The 18,039-nt window shown below is 38.2% G+C and carries 18 protein-coding genes; 9 read left to right on the top strand and 9 right to left on the bottom strand.

Features of this window, described 5'->3' with window-relative positions; translation table 11 throughout:
- Positions 1 to 53 precede the first annotated feature (53 nt).
- Both OA91_RS17785 and argF read right to left on the bottom strand, forming a co-directional pair.
- Positions 54 to 980 carry a LysR family transcriptional regulator gene (locus tag OA91_RS17785; protein WP_269447920.1) on the bottom strand — a complete coding sequence of 309 codons (927 nt, stop codon included), beginning with the start codon at positions 978 to 980 and terminating at the stop codon, positions 54 to 56.
- Positions 981 to 1,048: 68 nt separating this feature from the next.
- Entirely contained in the window at positions 1,049 to 1,954 is a 906-nt protein-coding gene (gene argF, locus OA91_RS17790; RefSeq protein WP_046015208.1) for an ornithine carbamoyltransferase, read from the bottom strand.
- Between the two features lie 221 nt (positions 1,955 to 2,175).
- Between argF and grxD the strand changes: the two genes are divergently transcribed.
- Entirely contained in the window at positions 2,176 to 2,511 is a 336-nt protein-coding gene (gene grxD / locus OA91_RS17795) for a Grx4 family monothiol glutaredoxin (RefSeq protein WP_442919130.1), read from the top strand.
- Positions 2,512 to 2,703: 192 nt separating this feature from the next.
- The gene (locus OA91_RS17800; protein ID WP_046015210.1) at positions 2,704 to 3,327 is read left to right on the top strand and encodes a peroxiredoxin; all 624 of its coding nucleotides are present in this window, start codon (positions 2,704 to 2,706) and stop codon (positions 3,325 to 3,327) included.
- Between the two features lie 70 nt (positions 3,328 to 3,397).
- On the opposite strand, the gene OA91_RS17805 is transcribed toward OA91_RS17800, so the two are convergent.
- Positions 3,398 to 4,351 (bottom strand): LysR family transcriptional regulator, encoded by a 954-nt coding sequence (locus OA91_RS17805; protein ID WP_063339328.1) that lies wholly within the window; start codon positions 4,349 to 4,351, stop codon positions 3,398 to 3,400.
- A 339-nt stretch (positions 4,352 to 4,690) separates the two neighbouring features.
- On the opposite strand from OA91_RS17805, the gene OA91_RS17810 reads away from it, so the two are divergent.
- A complete protein-coding gene (locus OA91_RS17810) occupies positions 4,691 to 5,083 on the top strand; it encodes a GFA family protein (RefSeq protein WP_046015212.1) in 393 nt (130 codons plus the stop codon).
- On the opposite strand, the gene OA91_RS17815 is transcribed toward OA91_RS17810, so the two are convergent.
- Both OA91_RS17815 and OA91_RS17820 read right to left on the bottom strand, forming a co-directional pair.
- Positions 5,073 to 5,981: a LysR substrate-binding domain-containing protein gene (locus tag OA91_RS17815; RefSeq protein ID WP_063339329.1), complete on the bottom strand. Its 909-nt coding sequence runs from the start codon at positions 5,979 to 5,981 to the stop codon at positions 5,073 to 5,075. The genes OA91_RS17810 and OA91_RS17815 overlap by 11 nt on opposite strands.
- Before the next feature lie 37 nt (positions 5,982 to 6,018).
- Positions 6,019 to 7,020, bottom strand: coding sequence for a 2-hydroxyacid dehydrogenase (locus OA91_RS17820; RefSeq protein ID WP_063339330.1), 1,002 nt, complete (start codon positions 7,018 to 7,020; stop codon positions 6,019 to 6,021).
- A 517-nt stretch (positions 7,021 to 7,537) separates the two neighbouring features.
- Between OA91_RS17820 and OA91_RS17825 the strand changes: the two genes are divergently transcribed.
- Positions 7,538 to 7,747: a cold-shock protein gene (locus OA91_RS17825; protein ID WP_009835384.1), complete on the top strand. Its 210-nt coding sequence runs from the start codon at positions 7,538 to 7,540 to the stop codon at positions 7,745 to 7,747.
- A 226-nt stretch (positions 7,748 to 7,973) separates the two neighbouring features.
- Here OA91_RS17825 and OA91_RS17830 read toward each other — a convergent pair whose 3' ends face one another.
- On the bottom strand, positions 7,974 to 8,732 hold the full coding sequence (locus OA91_RS17830) for a sulfite exporter TauE/SafE family protein (RefSeq protein ID WP_046015215.1): 759 nt from the start codon (positions 8,730 to 8,732) through the stop codon (positions 7,974 to 7,976).
- A gap of 116 nt (positions 8,733 to 8,848) precedes the next feature.
- Here OA91_RS17830 and OA91_RS17835 point away from each other — a divergent pair, with 116 nt between their 5' ends.
- Together OA91_RS17835 and OA91_RS17840 are read left to right on the top strand one after the other, a co-directional pair.
- Positions 8,849 to 9,400, top strand: a complete 552-nt coding sequence (locus OA91_RS17835; RefSeq protein ID WP_063339331.1) for a DUF2058 domain-containing protein — start codon at positions 8,849 to 8,851, stop codon at positions 9,398 to 9,400.
- A 396-nt stretch (positions 9,401 to 9,796) separates the two neighbouring features.
- Entirely contained in the window at positions 9,797 to 10,702 is a 906-nt protein-coding gene (locus OA91_RS17840) for a porin (RefSeq protein WP_063339332.1), read from the top strand.
- A 415-nt stretch (positions 10,703 to 11,117) separates the two neighbouring features.
- Here OA91_RS17840 and OA91_RS17845 read toward each other — a convergent pair whose 3' ends face one another.
- Positions 11,118 to 14,012 carry a bifunctional diguanylate cyclase/phosphodiesterase gene (locus tag OA91_RS17845; protein WP_063339333.1) on the bottom strand — a complete coding sequence of 965 codons (2,895 nt, stop codon included), beginning with the start codon at positions 14,010 to 14,012 and terminating at the stop codon, positions 11,118 to 11,120.
- 278 nt (positions 14,013 to 14,290) lie between these two features.
- Here OA91_RS17845 and OA91_RS17850 point away from each other — a divergent pair, with 278 nt between their 5' ends.
- On the top strand, positions 14,291 to 14,935 hold the full coding sequence (locus tag OA91_RS17850) for a cupin domain-containing protein (protein WP_063339334.1): 645 nt from the start codon (positions 14,291 to 14,293) through the stop codon (positions 14,933 to 14,935).
- Between the two features lie 61 nt (positions 14,936 to 14,996).
- Here OA91_RS17850 and OA91_RS17855 read toward each other — a convergent pair whose 3' ends face one another.
- A complete protein-coding gene (locus tag OA91_RS17855) occupies positions 14,997 to 15,497 on the bottom strand; it encodes a DTW domain-containing protein (protein WP_063339335.1) in 501 nt (166 codons plus the stop codon).
- Positions 15,498 to 16,111: 614 nt separating this feature from the next.
- Between OA91_RS17855 and OA91_RS17860 the strand changes: the two genes are divergently transcribed.
- Together OA91_RS17860 and OA91_RS17865 are read left to right on the top strand one after the other, a co-directional pair.
- A complete protein-coding gene (locus OA91_RS17860) occupies positions 16,112 to 16,324 on the top strand; it encodes a cold-shock protein (protein WP_046015243.1) in 213 nt (70 codons plus the stop codon).
- 104 nt (positions 16,325 to 16,428) lie between these two features.
- Complete coding sequence (locus tag OA91_RS17865) at positions 16,429 to 17,064, top strand: glutathione S-transferase (protein ID WP_063339336.1); 636 nt, start codon at positions 16,429 to 16,431, stop codon at positions 17,062 to 17,064.
- Positions 17,065 to 17,118: 54 nt separating this feature from the next.
- Here OA91_RS17865 and OA91_RS17870 read toward each other — a convergent pair whose 3' ends face one another.
- A complete protein-coding gene (locus tag OA91_RS17870) occupies positions 17,119 to 17,961 on the bottom strand; it encodes an outer membrane protein assembly factor BamD (RefSeq protein ID WP_063339337.1) in 843 nt (280 codons plus the stop codon).
- Positions 17,962 to 18,039: the final 78 nt, after the last annotated feature.

Below are 18,039 nucleotides of genomic sequence, written 5' to 3' on the forward strand. Positions count from 1 at the left end.
TCATAAAAAAACCGCCAGAGGGCGGTTTTTTTATGGTTAATCTAGGTTTTCAATCAAAGGTCTGCAGCTAAAATGCCCTTTAGGTTTTTAAAGCAGGTGTTTTTCGCTGTATTGATTAAGTCTTCCATGTAGGCGTTATGCCTTTGATCTTTTCTTACCGCAAGGTAAAGTTTACACCAAACGCCTTCTTCACCTAGTGACTTGGTAATCACATATTGGCGGTTGGTATACTCAGTTAATGCCCAGTTAGGTAAACAGCATACACCTCTTCCACTAGCAACTAGCTGCATCATCATAAGAGTTAATTCACTGTGTCGAACTTTTTTAGGAGAAACTCCTGCAGGTTCTAAGAAGTGTTTAAACAAATCTAATCGTTCTGATTCAACTGGGTAACTAATTAGCGTTTCTTCAGCAAAATCACTCGGTTCAAAAAAATCTTTTTTTGCTAAAGGATGATGACGTGATAACGCAACCTGGGATTCATATTGAAATAAAGGGATATAATCTATATTAGGTAAGTCAGTCGGATCTGACGTAACAACAAGGTCTAAATCACCGCGTGCCAGAGCCGGCAAGGGCATAAAGCTGAAAGCATTGGATAAGTCTAATTCTACATCTGGCCAATGCTCGCGGAAATGATCTATGGTTGGCATCAACCACTCATAACAAGAATGGCACTCTATAGCGATATGAAGTCGGCCACTTTCCCCTTCTGCAAAGCGTTGTATATCTCTTTGTGCTGTACGAAAAGAGAGCAACACATCATCTGCAAGCTGTAATAAACGTAAGCCTGAACTAGTGAAACGTACAGGTTTAGTTTTCCGGATAAATAAAGGACAGCCTAACTTTTCTTCTAGGTCTTTTAATTGATGAGAAAGTGCTGATTGAGTTAGGTGAACGCGCTCTGCAGCTTCAACTAAACTACCTGTTTCGCGTAATGCGGTGAGGGTTTTAAGGTGACGAACTTCAATGATACTCATGTTTGAACTGGATCTGGCTCAAAAGGTGATGGTAAGGGCTGAGCTAATGTTACAGCCCTTATCATAGGTTAGCTACATAATAAGAACTCAAGCAGCGCTTTTTGTGCATGTAGTCTATTTTCGGCTTCATCCCAAACCACAGAGTCGTCAGCATCAATAACTTCAGCAGTTACTTCTTCACCTCTGTGTGCCGGTAAACAATGCATGAATAAAGCATCATCATTGGCTAGAGACATGAGCGCTTTGTTGACTTGGAAACCGTCAAAATCTTTCATACGAGCATCTTGTTCATCTTCTTGGCCCATAGATGCAAACACGTCGGTCACTATGAGATCTGCATCCGTTGCAGCTGCTTGTACATCTTGAGTAATGGTAATTCGATCGGCGTATTTAGCAGTTAACTCTGCATTCGGTTCATAGCCTTTAGGGCAAGCAACAACAAGTTGGAAGTCTAAAAGGTGGGCCGCATTCATATAGGAGTGACACATATTATTACCATCGCCAACCCAGACGACTTTCTTACCTTCTATTGAACCTCTATGTTCGAGATAAGTTTGCATGTCTGCTAGTAGTTGGCAAGGATGAAAATCATCAGTCAGGGCGTTAATAACAGGAACAGATGAATACTCTGCGAATCTCGCAACTTTTTCATGCTCAAAGGTTCGTATCATCACAACATCTACCATACTTGAAATCACGCGAGCGCTGTCTTCGATAGGTTCGCCACGACCTAGTTGTGAATCACGGGGAGATAGGAAAAGTGCGTGACCTCCAAATTGGGCCATACCAGCTTCAAAAGAGACTCGTGTTCGTGTTGATGACTTTTCAAAAATCATTGCCATAACGCGATTCTTAAGCGGCTGGTATTGGGTACCGTCACGGTGCAGTTTTTTTAGTTCAATTGCGCGTGAAAGTAGCTGCTTTAGCTCGTCAGAAGTAAGGTCTGTAAGCGTAAGAAAATGTCTTGGCGACACGATAGTCTCCTTGAGTTTTTAAAAGTGAATCGGCGAATGTAATACAGTCAAAACCGCTAGTAAAGCAGGTTTTGTTTATAGTTATGAAAAATTAACCTTGTAATCGTAAAAAGGCACCCCATAATCTGCTATCAATCGCCTGAAATTTTTGTTGGTATAGAAAATATACAATATGAGTCAAGGCTAATCCGGTTAATTAGATACTTAAATGAGGTTTTATTGTGAGTACTTTAGATACGATTAAAGAGCAAATCGAGAATAACTCGGTACTGTTATACATGAAAGGTACACCTCGTATGCCTCAGTGTGGTTTTTCTGCGCAAACTGTTCAGGCCTTGATGTCATGCGGTGAACGTTTCGCTTTTGTTAATATTTTAGAAAACCCTGAGATTCGTGCAGAGCTACCTAAATATGCTAACTGGCCAACTTTCCCACAACTTTGGGTTAACGGTGAGCTAATTGGTGGTTGTGACATAGTGGTAGAAATGGCTAACAACGGTGAGTTAACACCTATTGTTAAAGCTGCTGCAGGTGAATCTGACGAGTCTGCTGAGTAAATTTTACCAACTTATATTTAGCAAAAACTGATTTGTTAAAATGGTTATAGCCTTTATTTATCAGGTTAATAAATTGTTTCAATCAGTCTGTCATAAATAAATCGGTATAATGTTAAATCATATTGAGTTGTTAAAACCTAAGCCAAATTTTTACGTTAATTACTTTAACTACATAAATGGAGAACTATTAAGATGTCTATCTTAGTTGGTAAAAAAGCACCTGATTTCACTACTCCAGCAGTACTTGCTGATGGCTCTATTGTTGATTCTTTCAACCTAGCAGAAACAATCAAGGGTAAATACGCTGTTGTATTCTTCTATCCTTTGGACTTCACTTTCGTATGCCCTTCTGAAATCATTGCTATGTCTAACCGCATGGAAGAATTCCGTAAAATGGGTGTTGAAGTTGTAGGTATCTCTATTGATTCTCACTTCACTCACAATGCTTGGAGAAACACTCCAGTAAACGAAGGTGGTATTGGTCAAGTTGAATATACACTTGCTGCTGATATGGACCACGCAATTGCTCAAGCATACGGCATTGAATCTGAAGGTGGCGATTCTTACTACCCAGCTGGTGTTGCTATGCGTGCTTCTTTTGTTATTGACCAAAAAGGTTTCGTACGTTCACAAATCGTAAATGACGAGCCTATCGGTCGTAACATGGACGAGCTTGTACGTATTGTTGACGCTCTTCAGTTCTTCGAAGAAAATGGTCAAGTTTGTCCTGCTGGTTGGAACAAAGGTGACAAAGGCATGGTAAATACACCAGAGGGTGTTGCTTCTTACCTAGCTGAGAGCAGCGAAGGCCTATAATTAGTCCTTGCTCAAGCATTAAAAAAGCCGACATTAATGTCGGCTTTTTTGTGTTTATTGTTAATGATTTTTAGCGCTTTGCTTGAGCTTGAAGCTCGTTAGCTAAGGCAATGACTTGCTTACGGAACCAATTATGACTGGCATCATGATGTAATAGTGGGCTCCAAATCATCTTTAATTCGATAGGAGGGATGGTAAAAGGCGGCTCAAGAATGACAACATCTGGATTGTTTTTATTCACCATAGCAACCTTACGAGGTAGCGTTGCGATCAGATCTTGCTCATGAGCCAAATGCATTGCTGTGTGATAGCTTCGAGTAAATACGCGTATACTACGTTTTCTGCCTATTGTTTGAAGTGCTTCATCAACCCAGCCTAACTTTTGCACGTCATTTGGGTCCATACCAACGCCAACACCAAACCCCGTCTTACTTACCCATATGTGCTGAGCTTCTAAATAAGCATCAAGGTTGAAATTATTTTTTAGAGGGTTGTCCGAGCTCATCATGCAGACAAAAGTATCATGCCAAACACTTTTCTCATGGAATGACTGAGGTAACTCTTCAAATCTGTTGATGGCCATATCAATCTTACCCGCTTCGACATCATGAAAGGTAACATCACTTGGGGTCATGATATCGAGAGTAATGCCTGGTGCATTTTCTCTTAAACGGTTTAATAAGCCAGGAATCACAGTAGACGCAGCGTAATCACTGGCCATGATACGAAATACGCGCTTACTTGTTTTTTCATTAAAGTCGGCTTCAGGCTGTAATGCTTCTTCAAGCTCTAATAATACTTTACGAACGATTGGTTGAAGTCTAAGCGCTTTTTCTGTTGGTTTCATTCCTTCACTAGTTCGTACTAGTAAAGGGTCACCAAGTAAGTCTCTCAATCTTTTAAGGCCGTTACTCATGGCAGGTTGAGTGATGTTTAGCTTGTTAGCCGAACGAGTAACATTGCATTCACGTAGTAGCACGTCGAGATAAATAAGCAGATTCAGGTCAATTTTATTTATATTCATTATCGTTATGCAGTTAACTTCCAAAAGAGTGATGAGTCGAATAGCCAGTAATACTACTTTGCTATTTGAGTTTATAGATAAAAAGTCGTTCTATTGTAAACGACTGTTCAAGCTTAGTTAAAATATTTTATTAAGTAGATCATATTTTTACAGAAATGGCTTAACTAAATGTTGGTTACTATAGAAAGAGTCTGCTTGATTAGAGTTTGAAAGCAATGTGGAGGTATTGTTGTACAACTTGGAGCGAAGCAGAAGCTCTGGCATAATGCCGTCTTAACTTAAGCGCTTAATTTAGTGCATGCATTTAGTCGACAAAATCGACGTTAGCAGAGGCTTAATATGAAGGCATCTTGTTTGTGTGGGCAGGTCAAACTAGAAATTAAAACAGCATTTATTAGTTCGAGTATTTGCCATTGTCAGCAATGCCAAAAATCTCATGGTGCTGCAAATGCCGCTTATGGCGTAGCTCTTAAATCTGATGTCGAATGGATTTCAGGAAAAAAAAGAGTCAGAAAGTTTGCTTCTTCAGAGAGAGTTAGGCGAGGTTTCTGTAAAGACTGTGGGACTAATATCTACTTCTACAATAAAGACTGCCCAAATCATTTGGATATTCCGTTAGCTATCTTAGACACTGAGCCTAGTATTACTCCTCAGTGTCATATTTATGTGGACTCTAAAGCTGCCTGGGAGCCTATTCTAGATGATCTTCCTCAGCATGCTGCTAGCTATTAATATGTTTGTTGTTGCTTATTTCTTCACTGCTTAAACTTCGACATTGGTCGACAAAACATTGAGCGTTTTGAGTCAGTGCAGAGCCCTTAGGTGTCACAATAAGAAGGTTACGATTAAGTTTTAAAGGGGTTTTATATAGGCGAATATGGCCTGCTTCTAATTCTTGAGACACCGCCATTCGAGAAAGGCAACCTAGCCCCATTTGGTGAATAACAGCCTGTTTTACTGCTTCCATATGGGTTAATGAGAGGGAGACCTTTAATTGAGTCAGCTGTTCAGAAATAGCTTGTTCGAGAATCGTTCTTGTACCTGATCCACCTTCTCGCATTACCCAGTTAGATTCAGCAAGTTCTTCCCAACTGAGTTCGCTGCTTCTTTCTTCTTTCGCTGACCCAAAAACGACTAGCTCATCTTGTAACCAGGGCTCGACTGTTAACTCTGCATGCTGACAATAGCCTTCGATAAAACCTACTTCAGCTTTACCTGTTAACAATTGTTGAATAACGCTTTGGGTGTTGCCTATATCTAAATTAAAGCGTATTTGAGGGTGCTGTTGGCTAAAGCTTGCCATTTGCTTTGGTAATAAATAGTTGCCAATACTGACGCTGGTTGCCAAGTGAAGCGAGCCACTCAACTCGTCAGATGATCCCATACTTTCAATTTGATCTATCTGGGATAGAACAGCCCTTGCTTGTGGTAGCAAGTTTCTAGCTTGAGGTGTTATTTGTAGCCTTTTTCCATGGCGTCTAAATAGAGGGCGGCCTAACAGCGCTTCAAGTTCTCTAAGTGCTTGGCTAGCAGCAGGTTGGCTGATAGCAACTAAATCGGCGGCTGCAGTCACTGACCCTGTATGTACAACCGCTTCGAAAATTTGTAATTGGCGTAGTGTTATCTTCATGATGCCCTTAAGCTAGACTGACTATAAGAGATGAATTCTACACGCTTTGAGAAGTAAGTTGCCGATTATTTGTTTTGCCTAATTGAAAACTGGTTAAGTTTTCAATGCTGGTTTGAGCGATATGCTCTAACGCTATGTCTGTAAAGTAGCCTTGATGTCCTGTAACCATCACGTTTGGAAAGGTTAAAAGCAACTGAAATACACTGTCTTGAATGATGGTATCAGACATATCCTCAAAAAAGAGAGAGCCCTCTTGCTCATAAACATCTAGTCCAAGGTAACCTATTTTCTTTTGGTAGAGTCCATCAAGTGCATCTTGCACATTAACTAAACCACCTCTACTTGTATTAATTATCATTACACCATCTTTCATTTTTGCCAGACTATTTTTATTTATCATATGTTGCGTGTGGGCGTTTAATGGGCAGTGTAGGCTAATAATGTCTGCTTCTTGGTAGATTTTATCTAATGATGAATATTCCACTCCTTGTTTCAATAAACTCTCATTAGGATAAGGATCATGACAGATAACATGGCAGCCAAAGCCTTGCATTATTCTAACAAAGGCACGTCCAATACGACCTGTCCCAATACACGCAAGGGTTTTTCCTGATAGGTTGAAGCCCATTAAACCTTCTAGTGCAAAGTTACCTTCTTTTACTCTCTGATAAGCCTTATGAGTTTTTCTATTCAAGCTTAGTATGAGTGCAACGGCATGTTCTGCAACAGAGGTTGGACTATAGTCAGGCACATGAAATACCTGTACACCAAGAGCACTTGCTGCTTCTAGATCTACATTATTAAAGCCTGCACACCTTAGAGCGATACACTTAATTTGATAAGCGGCGAGTTTAGAAATGACTTGCTTATTAAGCTGATCGTTGACAAAGCATGAGACGGCATCAAAACCTTGGGCTAGGCTGACGGTTTCTTCGCTTAATCTGCTTTCAAAATAGTGAAGTTGAATATTCGTATTTTTGTTGGCTTCGTCTAATGTTCGTTGGTCATATGGTTTACAAGAGAAAACAGCAACTTTCATAAAAACCTCTTCCTGAGTTATCTATTCTGGTTCAATAGTGAAGCACAGAATTATATTAGCAAGCGTATTTTAGGTAATGAATAAAAGTCAGTTATAGCGTAATTTTTGTGATAAATATTCAGAAAATTAAGTACGAATAAGATTGAATTATAAGAAGAAATTATTTCAATAAGTTTTATTATTTATGACTATCAGGCTCATCAGATAAATAAAACGTTATGATATTTGTATTCCTAGTCTGATTAGACGCTTTTCTAGCATTTTAGATTAGACTTTGACCAATCGTTTATAAAAAATAAGCGTGACATTTCATTGACCCATGATTTTTAGGGGGATACAATGTCCGCGTTAGAAAAGAGTTGGCAATGTATTTATGTCCAGAGTTACGATGTTACCTACAAGTAATTTCGCGTCCTGTTCGTCATAAGTAATTCCGAGTTTTTCAGCAATCTCTTATTTACGCATAATCTATTTTGGATATGTGGATGAGTTAATTTATTTAATACAGGATAACGTTATGTCTGAAGTAGTAACAGGTACAGTAAAATTCTTTAACGAAACTAAAGGTTTCGGTTTCATCACTCAGGACAAAGGTCCAGACGTTTTTGTTCATTTCTCTGCAATCAACTCTAGCGGTTTCAAAACTCTTGCTGAAGGCCAAAAGGTTGAGTTTCAAGTAGCAGACGGCAAAAAAGGTCCTGAAGCACAAAACGTAACTCCTTTATAAGATCTCTTTTTTGAGATAAAGGAAGTAACGTTCGAGAAAATCTCGAGTGTAGACTTTTAAAAAAGACGACATATGTCGTCTTTTTTTATGCTTATAATTTAGTGAAATCAGAAATTTTATCTGCTGGCGAGATGCTTAAAAGCACAGAGTGTCTAACTTGAATGATTCAAAACTTTGCTTTTAAGACAGCCTTAGCTGCCTTAAAACAGTTATTAACTTGCTTTATTTAGGTTAAAAGTGCGGCAATACTTCCGCATACAGTCATGATGAAGAGGAACCACTTTAGCGTTTTTGGGTTCGCTTTTAATGCAAATTTGACAGCTAAGTGCGAACCAAACATGGTACCAACAGCTAAGATTAAGCCTGGTATCCACATAATCTGATCATTCCAGATAAAAACAGCTAACGAAATAACTGTAAAAGCAATAGTACACAGCATTTTTAATGCGTTGGTTCGAATTAAATCATATCTCAATGTACCGGCTAGGGCTGCTATCAAAATAAAGCCAACACCTGCTTGAACAAAACCGCCATAAATACCCGCCGCAAAAAGTGCTAACCAAGCGCTTGGCTTCTCCCTTATTTTATGAGGTATGGTCCCTTCTGGTGGTGAAATAACACTAGGCTTTATTAGCATGATTAAGGTCATACTCACCATAGCAATCAGTAGTAAAGGTTTTAGATATTGAGGGTCAACATAGGAAGCTAGCAAGCTACCGACTAGCCCACCAACTAAGGTCGGTATTAAAACGGGTGTAATGTCATTCGTATCAAGCTTTTTTGCTTTTTTAAAGCCTGCAACCCCAACAATAGATTGCATGATGACGCCAACACGGTTGGTTGCATTAGCAATATCTGCAGGCATTCCCATTACCATAAGCGCTGGTAGCGTTAAATTCGAGCCACCGCCAGCTAAAGTGTTTATAATGCCTGCTATAAAGCCTGTACCGATTAATAGGCTGATTGTAAAAAAGCTAATGTCCATTAAAGCTAATCCTTTATATAAGAGGTGGTGAATTGAAACCGTATTTTATCGGTCTCAAAACTGATGCTGAAATAGTATTTTATTGGTGGGCGTGACAATAACATAAAGGAGCATTTATGGCCGCAAAATCTCTACAAGATCAATTACTAAAAGCTGGCTTAGTAGATAAAAAGAAAGCAAATAAATTAAAAGCTGAAAAACTGCAAAAAAAGCAGAAGATTAAAACAGGAAAAGCTGTCGCAGAAGATGACTCAGCGAAACAAGCTGAACTAAAGAAACAACGTGATAAAAAAATTGAGCGAGACAAGGCGTTAAATAAAGCCAAAGAAGAAGCGATGCAGTTAAAAGCTGTGCAAGCTCAAATTCGCCAAATGATCGAACTTAATAGGCTAACCCATAAAGATGGCGAAGTTGCTTATAACTTCAAAGACGAGAAAAAAGTTAAGAAAATCTATGTTAATGAAGGTATACATAAGGACCTTTCTGTAGGTCGATTAGCAATAGTTAAACTTGATGAAGGGTATGAGATTATCCCCGAACAGGTAGCTGCTAAAATTGCGCAAAGAGATGAGTCATTCATTCTAGTGTGTAACGACAGGTCAGAAGAGGTTGTTGATGAAGATGATCCTTATGCTGATTTTAAAATTCCTGATGATTTGATGTGGTAAGCGTTTAAATCTACTAAAAACGGCCATTTTTAATGGCCATTTTTTTTTGCTTTTTTCTAGGCTTAACTTTAATTGGTTCAAAAATTGATAAATGGCAGAGTTTAAGTTGGCTTGAAATTAGCAAGAAATAAGTACTTGTTTTCAATGGGATTAATTCTCTTCTTAAAGTTATCTTATTGTTTTAAAAGATAAAAAAATACAACGCAGTCATTTTTTATTAATCCTTATTTCCTGTGAAATTTCAATTAGTTAGCAACTAACTGTGAAGAAGGAAGAAACCAATACCCTGCTTATTGAGTTAATTCTCCCTGAGGTTAAATTGTTGTTGTTTTCTGTTTCTACTAACAAACAGTGAAACTGAATAATGATTGAAATAAATAAAACGGGGATCTTGAAATGAAAAAAACACTAGTTGCAGTTGCTGTTACTACTGCTGCCTTTACGGCTGTTACTGCACAAGCTGCTGATATCGACACTTACGGTAACATCCAATTAGTTTATGCTGATGGTGAAGATACAGCTGAACTAACTGATAACGGTTCTACTTTTGGCTTTAAAGGCGAGAAAGAACTTAAGCATGGTCTGACAGGTTTCTTCAAGTATGAACTAGAAGCTGACGCTGACGAAAAAACATCTGATGTTGACGTTAACCTAGACCAAGCTTATGTTGGTTTGAAAGGTGATTTCGGTAAAGTACAAGTTGGTACTTTCGATAGCATCTATAACAATGCAATCCAAGACGGTATCGATTCTTATGAGTATGCTGGTCTAACTGGTTCTTCAACGACAACTGAAGGCGATACAATTGCTTACTTCTCACCAGAAATGAATGGTTTTGAAGTACAAGTTTCAGCTCAAGTTAAAGGCGATGCTGAAACTGAAGTTGGTAACAATACTGTAGAAGATGGCACTGCTTTAACTGCAGTTGTTAAATATTCTGCTGGTGATTTAGAGCTAGCTGTAGGTTATGACTCTCTAGAAAATGCTATCAATAAAGATGACACTATTGGTTTAGCTGTTGCTTATGACCTAGGTGTTGCAAATGTTATGGCTAAATATGAAGACAATTCTGATGAAGGTACAAACATCGGTCTTGGTTTCAATGCTGATCATGCTGACGGTCTTCTTTATGGTTCAGTTCAAACTGTTGATCTTGAAACAGGTTCCGACTATGACGAATACGCAGTTGGTGTAACTTACAACCTAGACTACGACGGTGACGTTTATGTTTATGTTGAAGCTGGTCAACAAGGTACTGCAGAAGATTCTTTCACTGCACTAGGTGCTGTTTACGCTTTCTAAGTGTAACTTGATAGCCTGATAAAATTGATTATCTGACGTTATCATTGGGCTCTTGCTTGCGAGAGTCCAAGCATAACTTTAGCTAACCAGCCAAAGTCCCTATCATTCAAGGTTCCATTTTGTCTTTTAGATCGATTGGAACATTTGCGTCTAAGCCGTCAGGTTTAGGCGCTTTTTTTATTCTAAAACAAATACGAGATTGCTTACGTAACTTACTTTCTCGTGCGAGCAAATACCAAACTAAATTACGTTTTTATTTATATTTAGTTGTATTTTAAAGGACGATTTTTCATTTTTTACGAGCAATTTATTGTTTGATGCAGGGTATCATGAGAGTGTGTTAATCCAACTTCCTAGGAAGTTGGATTATTTCTCTTTAGGCTTGTGGCGATGCTTAAAGTGCTTATATCTGTATTCAAACCATCTCATAGCCGTTAATAAGAGCTGGCTTACCGTGTTGTCCATGCTTGAATCTTTGTGCCATGGCGTGAGCGGTAAGAGGCTTATCATAATAAAAACCTTGTCCTTGTGAGCAGTTAAGTTCTTCCAGTAGGCTTTCTTGGTCTGTATTTTCAATCCCTTCTGCAATGGTTGTCAGGTTAAAGTGCTCAGCAACAGCTAAGACTGACGCAATGATTGCGCTATCGTCACTATCATTCGGTAGATCTTTAACAAATGCTCGGTCAATTTTAAGCTTATCTAGAGGGAAGCGTTTTAAATAAGATAGGCTCGAGAAACCTGTGCCAAAGTCATCAAGCGCAATCTTGATGCCTAGCTGGCGTAATTGAGACAGAGTACCTATGACTTGCTCAGGATCTTGAACTAATATGCTTTCAGTTATCTCTAGGGTTAAGCTGTGGCTAGGTAGCTGGCTTTGTTTTAATGCCTTTACAACAGTTGCAACTAGCTTATCGTTAAACTGCCTAGCCGATAAGTTGATCGCCATATCGATAGGACGATTATATTCCTCGCTCCATCTAGCCGCTTGTTTACAGGCTTCAAAAAGTACCCATTCACCTATTTCATTGATCATGCCGGTTTCTTCCGCCAATGGGATGAAATCAATAGGAGATACAAAGCCTTTAGTCGGGTGATGCCAGCGGATTAGAGCTTCACAGCCAATTACCTGTTTATTGTTTAAATCGACTTGTGGTTGGTAGTAAATCTCAAATTGCTTTTTCTTTAAAGCACGGCGTAAATCATTTTCTAACGATAGTCTTTTAAGTGCATCTCTATTTAAGTTTGTCGTAAAGAATTGCACATTATTACGGCCTTGCTCTTTTGCGCGATAGAGGGCTGCATCGGCATTTTTAAGTAAAATATTGGTACGGTTTCCATCTTTGGGGTAAAGCGTCGCACCAATACTAGGGGTCACAATAAGAGAACGACCCAGTACATCCATAGGCTTTTCAATGCTTAACATTAACTCTTTGCAGAAGTGTCTCACGGCTTGTTCTGAAGAGATATCTTGCAATACTATGACAAACTCATCTCCACCCAACCGACTGACGATTGTATTTTCATCCTTATGCTCAAGTAACCTTTCCGCGATGATTTTAAGTACTTTATCTCCTGCACTGTGACCAAGGCTATCATTGATAAACTTAAAGTAATCAAGATCCAAAAAGAGTAGAGCAAACTTATTAATCGGCTCAGTTGGCTTTCTTTTTTTATCAACATCAATGATGTGGTCAATTTGCTCTTTGAAGAAGCGCCTATTAGGTAGGTCTGTTAAAAAGTCATAATCTGCAAGGTGTTGTAGTGTATTCTCTGCCTGCTTGCGCTTGCTGATATCCACTATGCTACCTATATAATTAATGGTTTTTCCTGATTGGTCTTTATAAACATTGATAGAAAGCCATTCAGGAAACAGGTGACCTTTTTTATGCTGATTAATGACTTCGCCTTGCCATAAACCTTTCGTAGTGATTGAGTGCCACATATCGCTGTAAATTTCAGGGTCAGTGAGTCCTGAGGCAAAAGTATTTGGTGTGAGCCCTATAATTTCTTCTTTTTCATAGCCTGTTATGCGACAAAAAGATGAGTTACAGGTAATGATTTGATTAAACTCATTCGTAATCATTATGCCTTCAGAAGTGCTGTCAAACACCCGTGCAGCAAGCTCTAATTCAGACTTGTTTTTTAATAAGAGTTCATGCTGCTTTTGGCTATGGTTATGGTAGTTTACGAAAGCATTTCTCAGCCAAAAGGCAACTCCCAAAGCAATTATCAGAGAGAGACTCGTGAGCAGTGAAAATTCAAATAAGAGACTTTGCATACTCTCTTGCTGGCTTTCTTTTAGCATATCTAGCTGGGATTCAGCAGCAAAGAGAATATTTTCGTTGTTGTAGCCGCCGACTATCGTCCAGCCCCACTTATTGATATTGCTAGTAAAGGAGAAGGTATTGTTGCCCTTAGTTATCTTCAACTCATCGTTTGCTGAATTGGCTTTTGCTCTGTTTTCTATTTGAGTAATAAAGCGTTTTGCAGAGCTCGTTTCTTGTAACTTCTCGGCAAACTTTTCTGAAATGCCTTGAGCTTGGTAAATAAACTTCCCATCTTTGTCGAAAATAATAAAAAAGCTGTTTTTCTGAATTTCTAATGAAGAGAGTTGATTGATTGCTTTTTGCTGGAAGTCTTTCTCAACTTGTTGGATGTAATCACCTGTGCCTATTATCCAGTTGTAAGGCTCAAACTGGCGCATAAAGCTGATTTTATCCTGCATCTCTTGCTTGTTGTTGGGAGCGTACCAACGATATTGATAGTAGCCCTGCTTACTTTCGTTTTGGACTGCTTTGACAATGTTTTTTATGTGAATCACGCCCTTATCATCAACTAGATTATAAAGAGACTTTCCTTCTAGAGAAGGAAAGGTTGGCAGCAAAATAGAGGAGCCATCCATCTCATCGATAAAAAGGTAACCTCTACCTGAAAAGAAGCGAATGTCTCTTAGTGCTTCTCTAATGGCAAGTTTAATTTCATTCTCGGCTAATAAAGGCTTAAGGTTTTGATGAAGAGAGTTTGCGATGGCATGTGCAGTATCTACTTGAAGTTTTGATTCTGCCTTAAGATAGGGTATTGTTTGCAAACTGAAGTTGTTTAAATTTTCAACAATTTTTAAACCATCAGAATGTATTTTTTGCTCTTGCTGGGTGATGAATTGATCAACTAATTTTGTTCTTTGCTCTTCACTAATATTACCTTCTCTAATAATTAGGTAACCCATAATGCAAGACATGGTGCTGATAACCACAAAGAGTACTGCAAAGGTTTGCTTTAAAGGAATTTGAGAAGGGGGAAGTAGCGTCATTCTTCACTCGTCGAAAACTAGTCAATGGTTTAAGTTGGGCGCTGATTCGGTTTGATATTCGATAATTTAACTAGATTAATCGACCTTATTAGCTGATGGTTTTTAGAGTAGGTATAACTCTACCTTATCTTCTTGATGAGTTGTTTGCATTTAATCGCTTTGTTGATTTAAGTCATAAAGCCAAGAATAAGAATTAAATTATAACGATTGTATGGCTTATCCCTTGCTTATTTGAACGAATTAGAAAGGGGAGCTGAAGCGGTTTTGGAGGCCTTGTCATGTTAAATATGGACTTTCTAAAAGAAGTTCTTATCGATAGTAAAGCGTTAGATTGGCAAGCAAGTCCAATGGCTGGAGTTTGGCGTAAACCATTAGCAAGAGAAGAGGCTGAAAGGGGGCATGCAACCAGTATCGTTAAATATGAAGCGGGCTCTTTTTTCCGTACACACCCCCATCCAGGTGGAGAGGAAATTTTTGTAATCAAAGGAACCTTTTCGGATGAATCTGGGGATTATCATGCCGGTGCCTATTTTAGAAACCCTCCTGGGACATCTCATGCGCCCCATAGTAAAAACGGCTGTGAACTCTTCGTTAAATTACATCAGTTTAAAGTGAATGACACAGAGCAGGTATTTATTGATACCAGCGTATTTGTAAATGAAGACGCTGGTTTTCATCTTTTACATGAACATGAAGAAGAAAGTGTTTATTGGATTAAGTTGACGCAAATATCTGATTTATTACGCTTATATGAGAATAGTAAAGAAACCAATTCTATAGAGTTTCTGATGCTTGAGGGTGATTTAAGTTATAACAATAATCTGTTAAATGAAGGCGTCTGGTTTAGAACACATGACTTTCAAGTAGATAACTTAAATATAGAAAGATACGCTATTCTTTTATGTAAAATTGGTCATTTTTAGTATTTGGTAATAATAACTTAAAATATTATTACCAAATCTTCTATAGAGTGAGCGAAAAATACTAGTTAGTTTTTTCTTCTACTTTTATTCCCGAATTAAACTTATTATATAAGTCTTCTAATTTGCTTGCCTGAGCTAATTCTGACTTTTGCTTAAGTAGCTCAATTGCGACTTCAGCCGTACATAACCCAATGCTTTTTTGATTTCGCCTAAGCTGATAGCTAGAAAGGTAACTAACTTCTAATTGATAGTGAGCTAAAGAGTGTAAATAAGGGCTGCGGTTATACATCTTTTTTGCCTCCTGCCAAGTGCCATCCAAAATGATAAATGTATCAAATTCAATCAGTGCTTTAGTGTCTTTTATGACAAGTTCAGGGGAATGGGTATCTGGGTATATTAGTAGTGTTTTTGAAGTATCTAATTCTGTTGTTAAACGGCTATCTGGAATCGTGCGTGACCATTCAATGATATCACACTGATTTTCAAGTGCTTGCTTAACGAGAGGGCCTGTTGCTGTTTGCTTGCTTAATTCGCGAGAGTGAGTAAGAAGAATAAAGTGCATGGGTAAAATGGAAGAGATCGACTGTAAAATGAGTTAGCAATGATACTAGCACAATGAGCCTAAGAGGCTCACTTTTTATGGTTAAGCCAGGTTGAGTAAGAATAAAAGCCAAATTATTCACAATACGGAAAGAGAAAAGCGCAAAAAAAATAAAAAACATTTAGCTCAATTTGAATCAAGCTCAATACTTAACCTTTATTACACTTAAGTTAAAATTTATAATTTTTTCTGCCTATTTAATCTTGTGCTTATTAAGATAATCCTAAGTTATTAAAACGCCTAAACTTTATATTTTGAAAAATAATAGTTTTTTATTAAATGTTTATTAGTAAAAATAAGAATTGCTAATGTTATCTTGAACTTGTTTATAATTTATGAAGTCTGTTTCATAAAGTTACATTTAATTTAATTTGTTTTACATAATTTAACTAAGTTTATTTTTTGCGCCTTCCTATTTTTTTTTGATCGTCATATTATCGATATAGTTAAGTATTTTGATTTGGACCACCTTCTGATAAATAACTTGACCATTATGGATAATGTTGAAAGTTCTAATGCTTTCAATGATAAAACTAAACTGTATATATGCAGTAGATAGAAAAGATGAGGTTTGTATGTCAGGTCAATTAGTTTCCGGTATCGTTAAATGGTTTAACGACGAAAAAGGATTTGGTTTCATCGAGCGCGAAGGCGGTCCAGATGTTTTTGTTCACTTCCGTGCTATCAATGGTACTGGTCGTCGTACACTACAAGAAGGCCAAAAAGTAACTTTTGAAGTTACTCAAGGTCAAAAAGGTCCACAAGCAGAAAACGTTTCAGTCGTTTAATCTGTTTGATCTTTTAAAAAACCGCTCTTAATTAAGAGCGGTTTTTTTATGCCTGCTTTTTTGCTTTAATCACGTCTTAATCAGTTTTTATCTAGAGATGTTCTGTGTTTCCTATTTTATATTCTTTTAGGCGCTGTCCTTACGCAATTAGAGCCCGCTACACCTTGTCACTTCTTAATATTAAAGTTGAAATTAGAGAAGTGGTTTTAAGAAACAAGCCAGAAGCATTACTTGCATTAGGTGGCCGTTCAAGTGTCCCTCAGATGATTTGCGAACAAGGTACTCGCTATCCAGAAAGTATGGATATTATTCGTTGGGCGATGAGCAAGAAGCAAAATGCTAACATCTATTCTGAGCAACAAGAAAATGAGATCGCTGCTTGGTTATTTCAGACTGACTACAGGTTTAAGGTTTGGCTAGATAAGTATAAATATGCAGATCGTCATCCAGCTTATTCTCAAGCATATTATCGTTCTCAAGCTGAAAGGTTTTTACGCAGGCTAGAAAGCAAACTAAGCAAACAAGCGTTTTTACTGGGCGACGAGATGAGCATGGCTGATGTGCTTGTTTTTCCTTTTATACGCCAATTCCGTGGTGTCGATAATGCATGGTTTGACCAGTCTCAATATCTAAATGTCAGATCTTGGCTGAAACAAATTATTGAAGACGAAGCTTTTGAGAAAGTCATGATTAAGCTTCCGCCTTGGCAAGAGGGTGATGAGCCTAGGTATTTCCCTTAAAACTAAAAAAGCCGACATAATGTCGGCTTTTTTAGTTTTAAGGCTTAGTGGATATTAGTCCATCCAACCTAGCGTTACCCAATACCAAAAATCAGGATCGGCATCTTTTGGTCTTGCAGGAATAATCAGTTGTCCATTTTCATCAAGATGCACTGAGCTAGGATAGTTTTCTACTAAGATAGCTAGGTTTCTGTCTGCCAACTCTTCTTGTTCTAATTCAATATAAGCTTGGACACTAATGGCGAGTGCCTCTTCTATTGAGTCAGAACTAGGATATTGGTTGAGAACTGTTTGGCTTCTGTGGAGAGCCGCTAAAGGAGCGTTACGTTTAAAGTAATACTTAGCAACTTGTAGCTCGTGTTTTGCAATAGTGTTGCGTAAATAAATCATGCGAGCTTTCGCATCATTGGCATATTCACTTTCAGGGTAACGTTTAAGGAGATCTGCAAACTCGCGGAATGCTTTAACAAACTCACTCGTATCTCTTTGGCTTGGATCTTGATTTAAGAAGCGAGCACTAAGGGTTTGGCCGCCTTTAAATGTGGAAAGGGCACGATAGTAAAAGACATAATCTATGGTTTCAAAGTCTGGGTATTTTTTAATAAAGCGCTCAGCATTAGCGTGTGCTGAAATATAGTCACTTGCTAAAAAATAGGCATAAATTAACTCAAGTTCTGCTCTTTGGCTAAACTCACCAAAAGGGTAGCGACTATCAAGGTCCTTCAGGTTTTTAACAGCGACAAGTGGTCGGCCTTGATCAAATGCTTCTTGAGCATTCTGGTAATATTCTCGCTCAGGTAGGTCTGGTTCTTGAACCGGTGTATTGGAGCAGGCTCCTAGTAATAAAGAAATTCCAACGAAACCAGATAATTGCAGCAAAGACTTGCGTAATCCCATGTATAATCAAACCTTGAATAGTTAAATGTAATCCTGCCTTGATTGACTCTAAAATAGTCATAAAGTTTCCAATGGCAG

Source organism: Marinomonas sp. SBI8L, from assembly GCF_001624705.1.
Lineage (GTDB): Bacteria > Pseudomonadota > Gammaproteobacteria > Pseudomonadales > Marinomonadaceae > Marinomonas.

Bases quoted from the DNA above. Each gene is read 5' to 3' on its own strand.
- OA91_RS17785 (WP_269447920.1), bottom strand. From the start codon at position 980: ATGAGTATCATTGAAGTTCGTCACCTTAAAACCCTCACCGCATTACGC.
- OA91_RS17800 (WP_046015210.1), top strand. From the start codon at position 2,704: ATGTCTATCTTAGTTGGTAAAAAAGCACCTGATTTCACTACTCCAGCA.
- OA91_RS17805 (WP_063339328.1), bottom strand. From the start codon at position 4,351: ATGAATATAAATAAAATTGACCTGAATCTGCTTATTTATCTCGACGTG.
- OA91_RS17810 (WP_046015212.1), top strand. From the start codon at position 4,691: ATGAAGGCATCTTGTTTGTGTGGGCAGGTCAAACTAGAAATTAAAACA.
- OA91_RS17815 (WP_063339329.1), bottom strand. From the start codon at position 5,981: ATGAAGATAACACTACGCCAATTACAAATTTTCGAAGCGGTTGTACAT.
- OA91_RS17820 (WP_063339330.1), bottom strand. From the start codon at position 7,020: ATGAAAGTTGCTGTTTTCTCTTGTAAACCATATGACCAACGAACATTA.
- OA91_RS17825 (WP_009835384.1), top strand. From the start codon at position 7,538: ATGTCTGAAGTAGTAACAGGTACAGTAAAATTCTTTAACGAAACTAAA.
- OA91_RS17830 (WP_046015215.1), bottom strand. From the start codon at position 8,732: ATGGACATTAGCTTTTTTACAATCAGCCTATTAATCGGTACAGGCTTT.
- OA91_RS17835 (WP_063339331.1), top strand. From the start codon at position 8,849: ATGGCCGCAAAATCTCTACAAGATCAATTACTAAAAGCTGGCTTAGTA.
- OA91_RS17840 (WP_063339332.1), top strand. From the start codon at position 9,797: ATGAAAAAAACACTAGTTGCAGTTGCTGTTACTACTGCTGCCTTTACG.
- OA91_RS17845 (WP_063339333.1), bottom strand. From the start codon at position 14,012: ATGACGCTACTTCCCCCTTCTCAAATTCCTTTAAAGCAAACCTTTGCA.
- OA91_RS17850 (WP_063339334.1), top strand. From the start codon at position 14,291: ATGTTAAATATGGACTTTCTAAAAGAAGTTCTTATCGATAGTAAAGCG.
- OA91_RS17855 (WP_063339335.1), bottom strand. From the start codon at position 15,497: ATGCACTTTATTCTTCTTACTCACTCTCGCGAATTAAGCAAGCAAACA.
- OA91_RS17860 (WP_046015243.1), top strand. From the start codon at position 16,112: ATGTCAGGTCAATTAGTTTCCGGTATCGTTAAATGGTTTAACGACGAA.
- OA91_RS17870 (WP_063339337.1), bottom strand. From the start codon at position 17,961: ATGGGATTACGCAAGTCTTTGCTGCAATTATCTGGTTTCGTTGGAATT.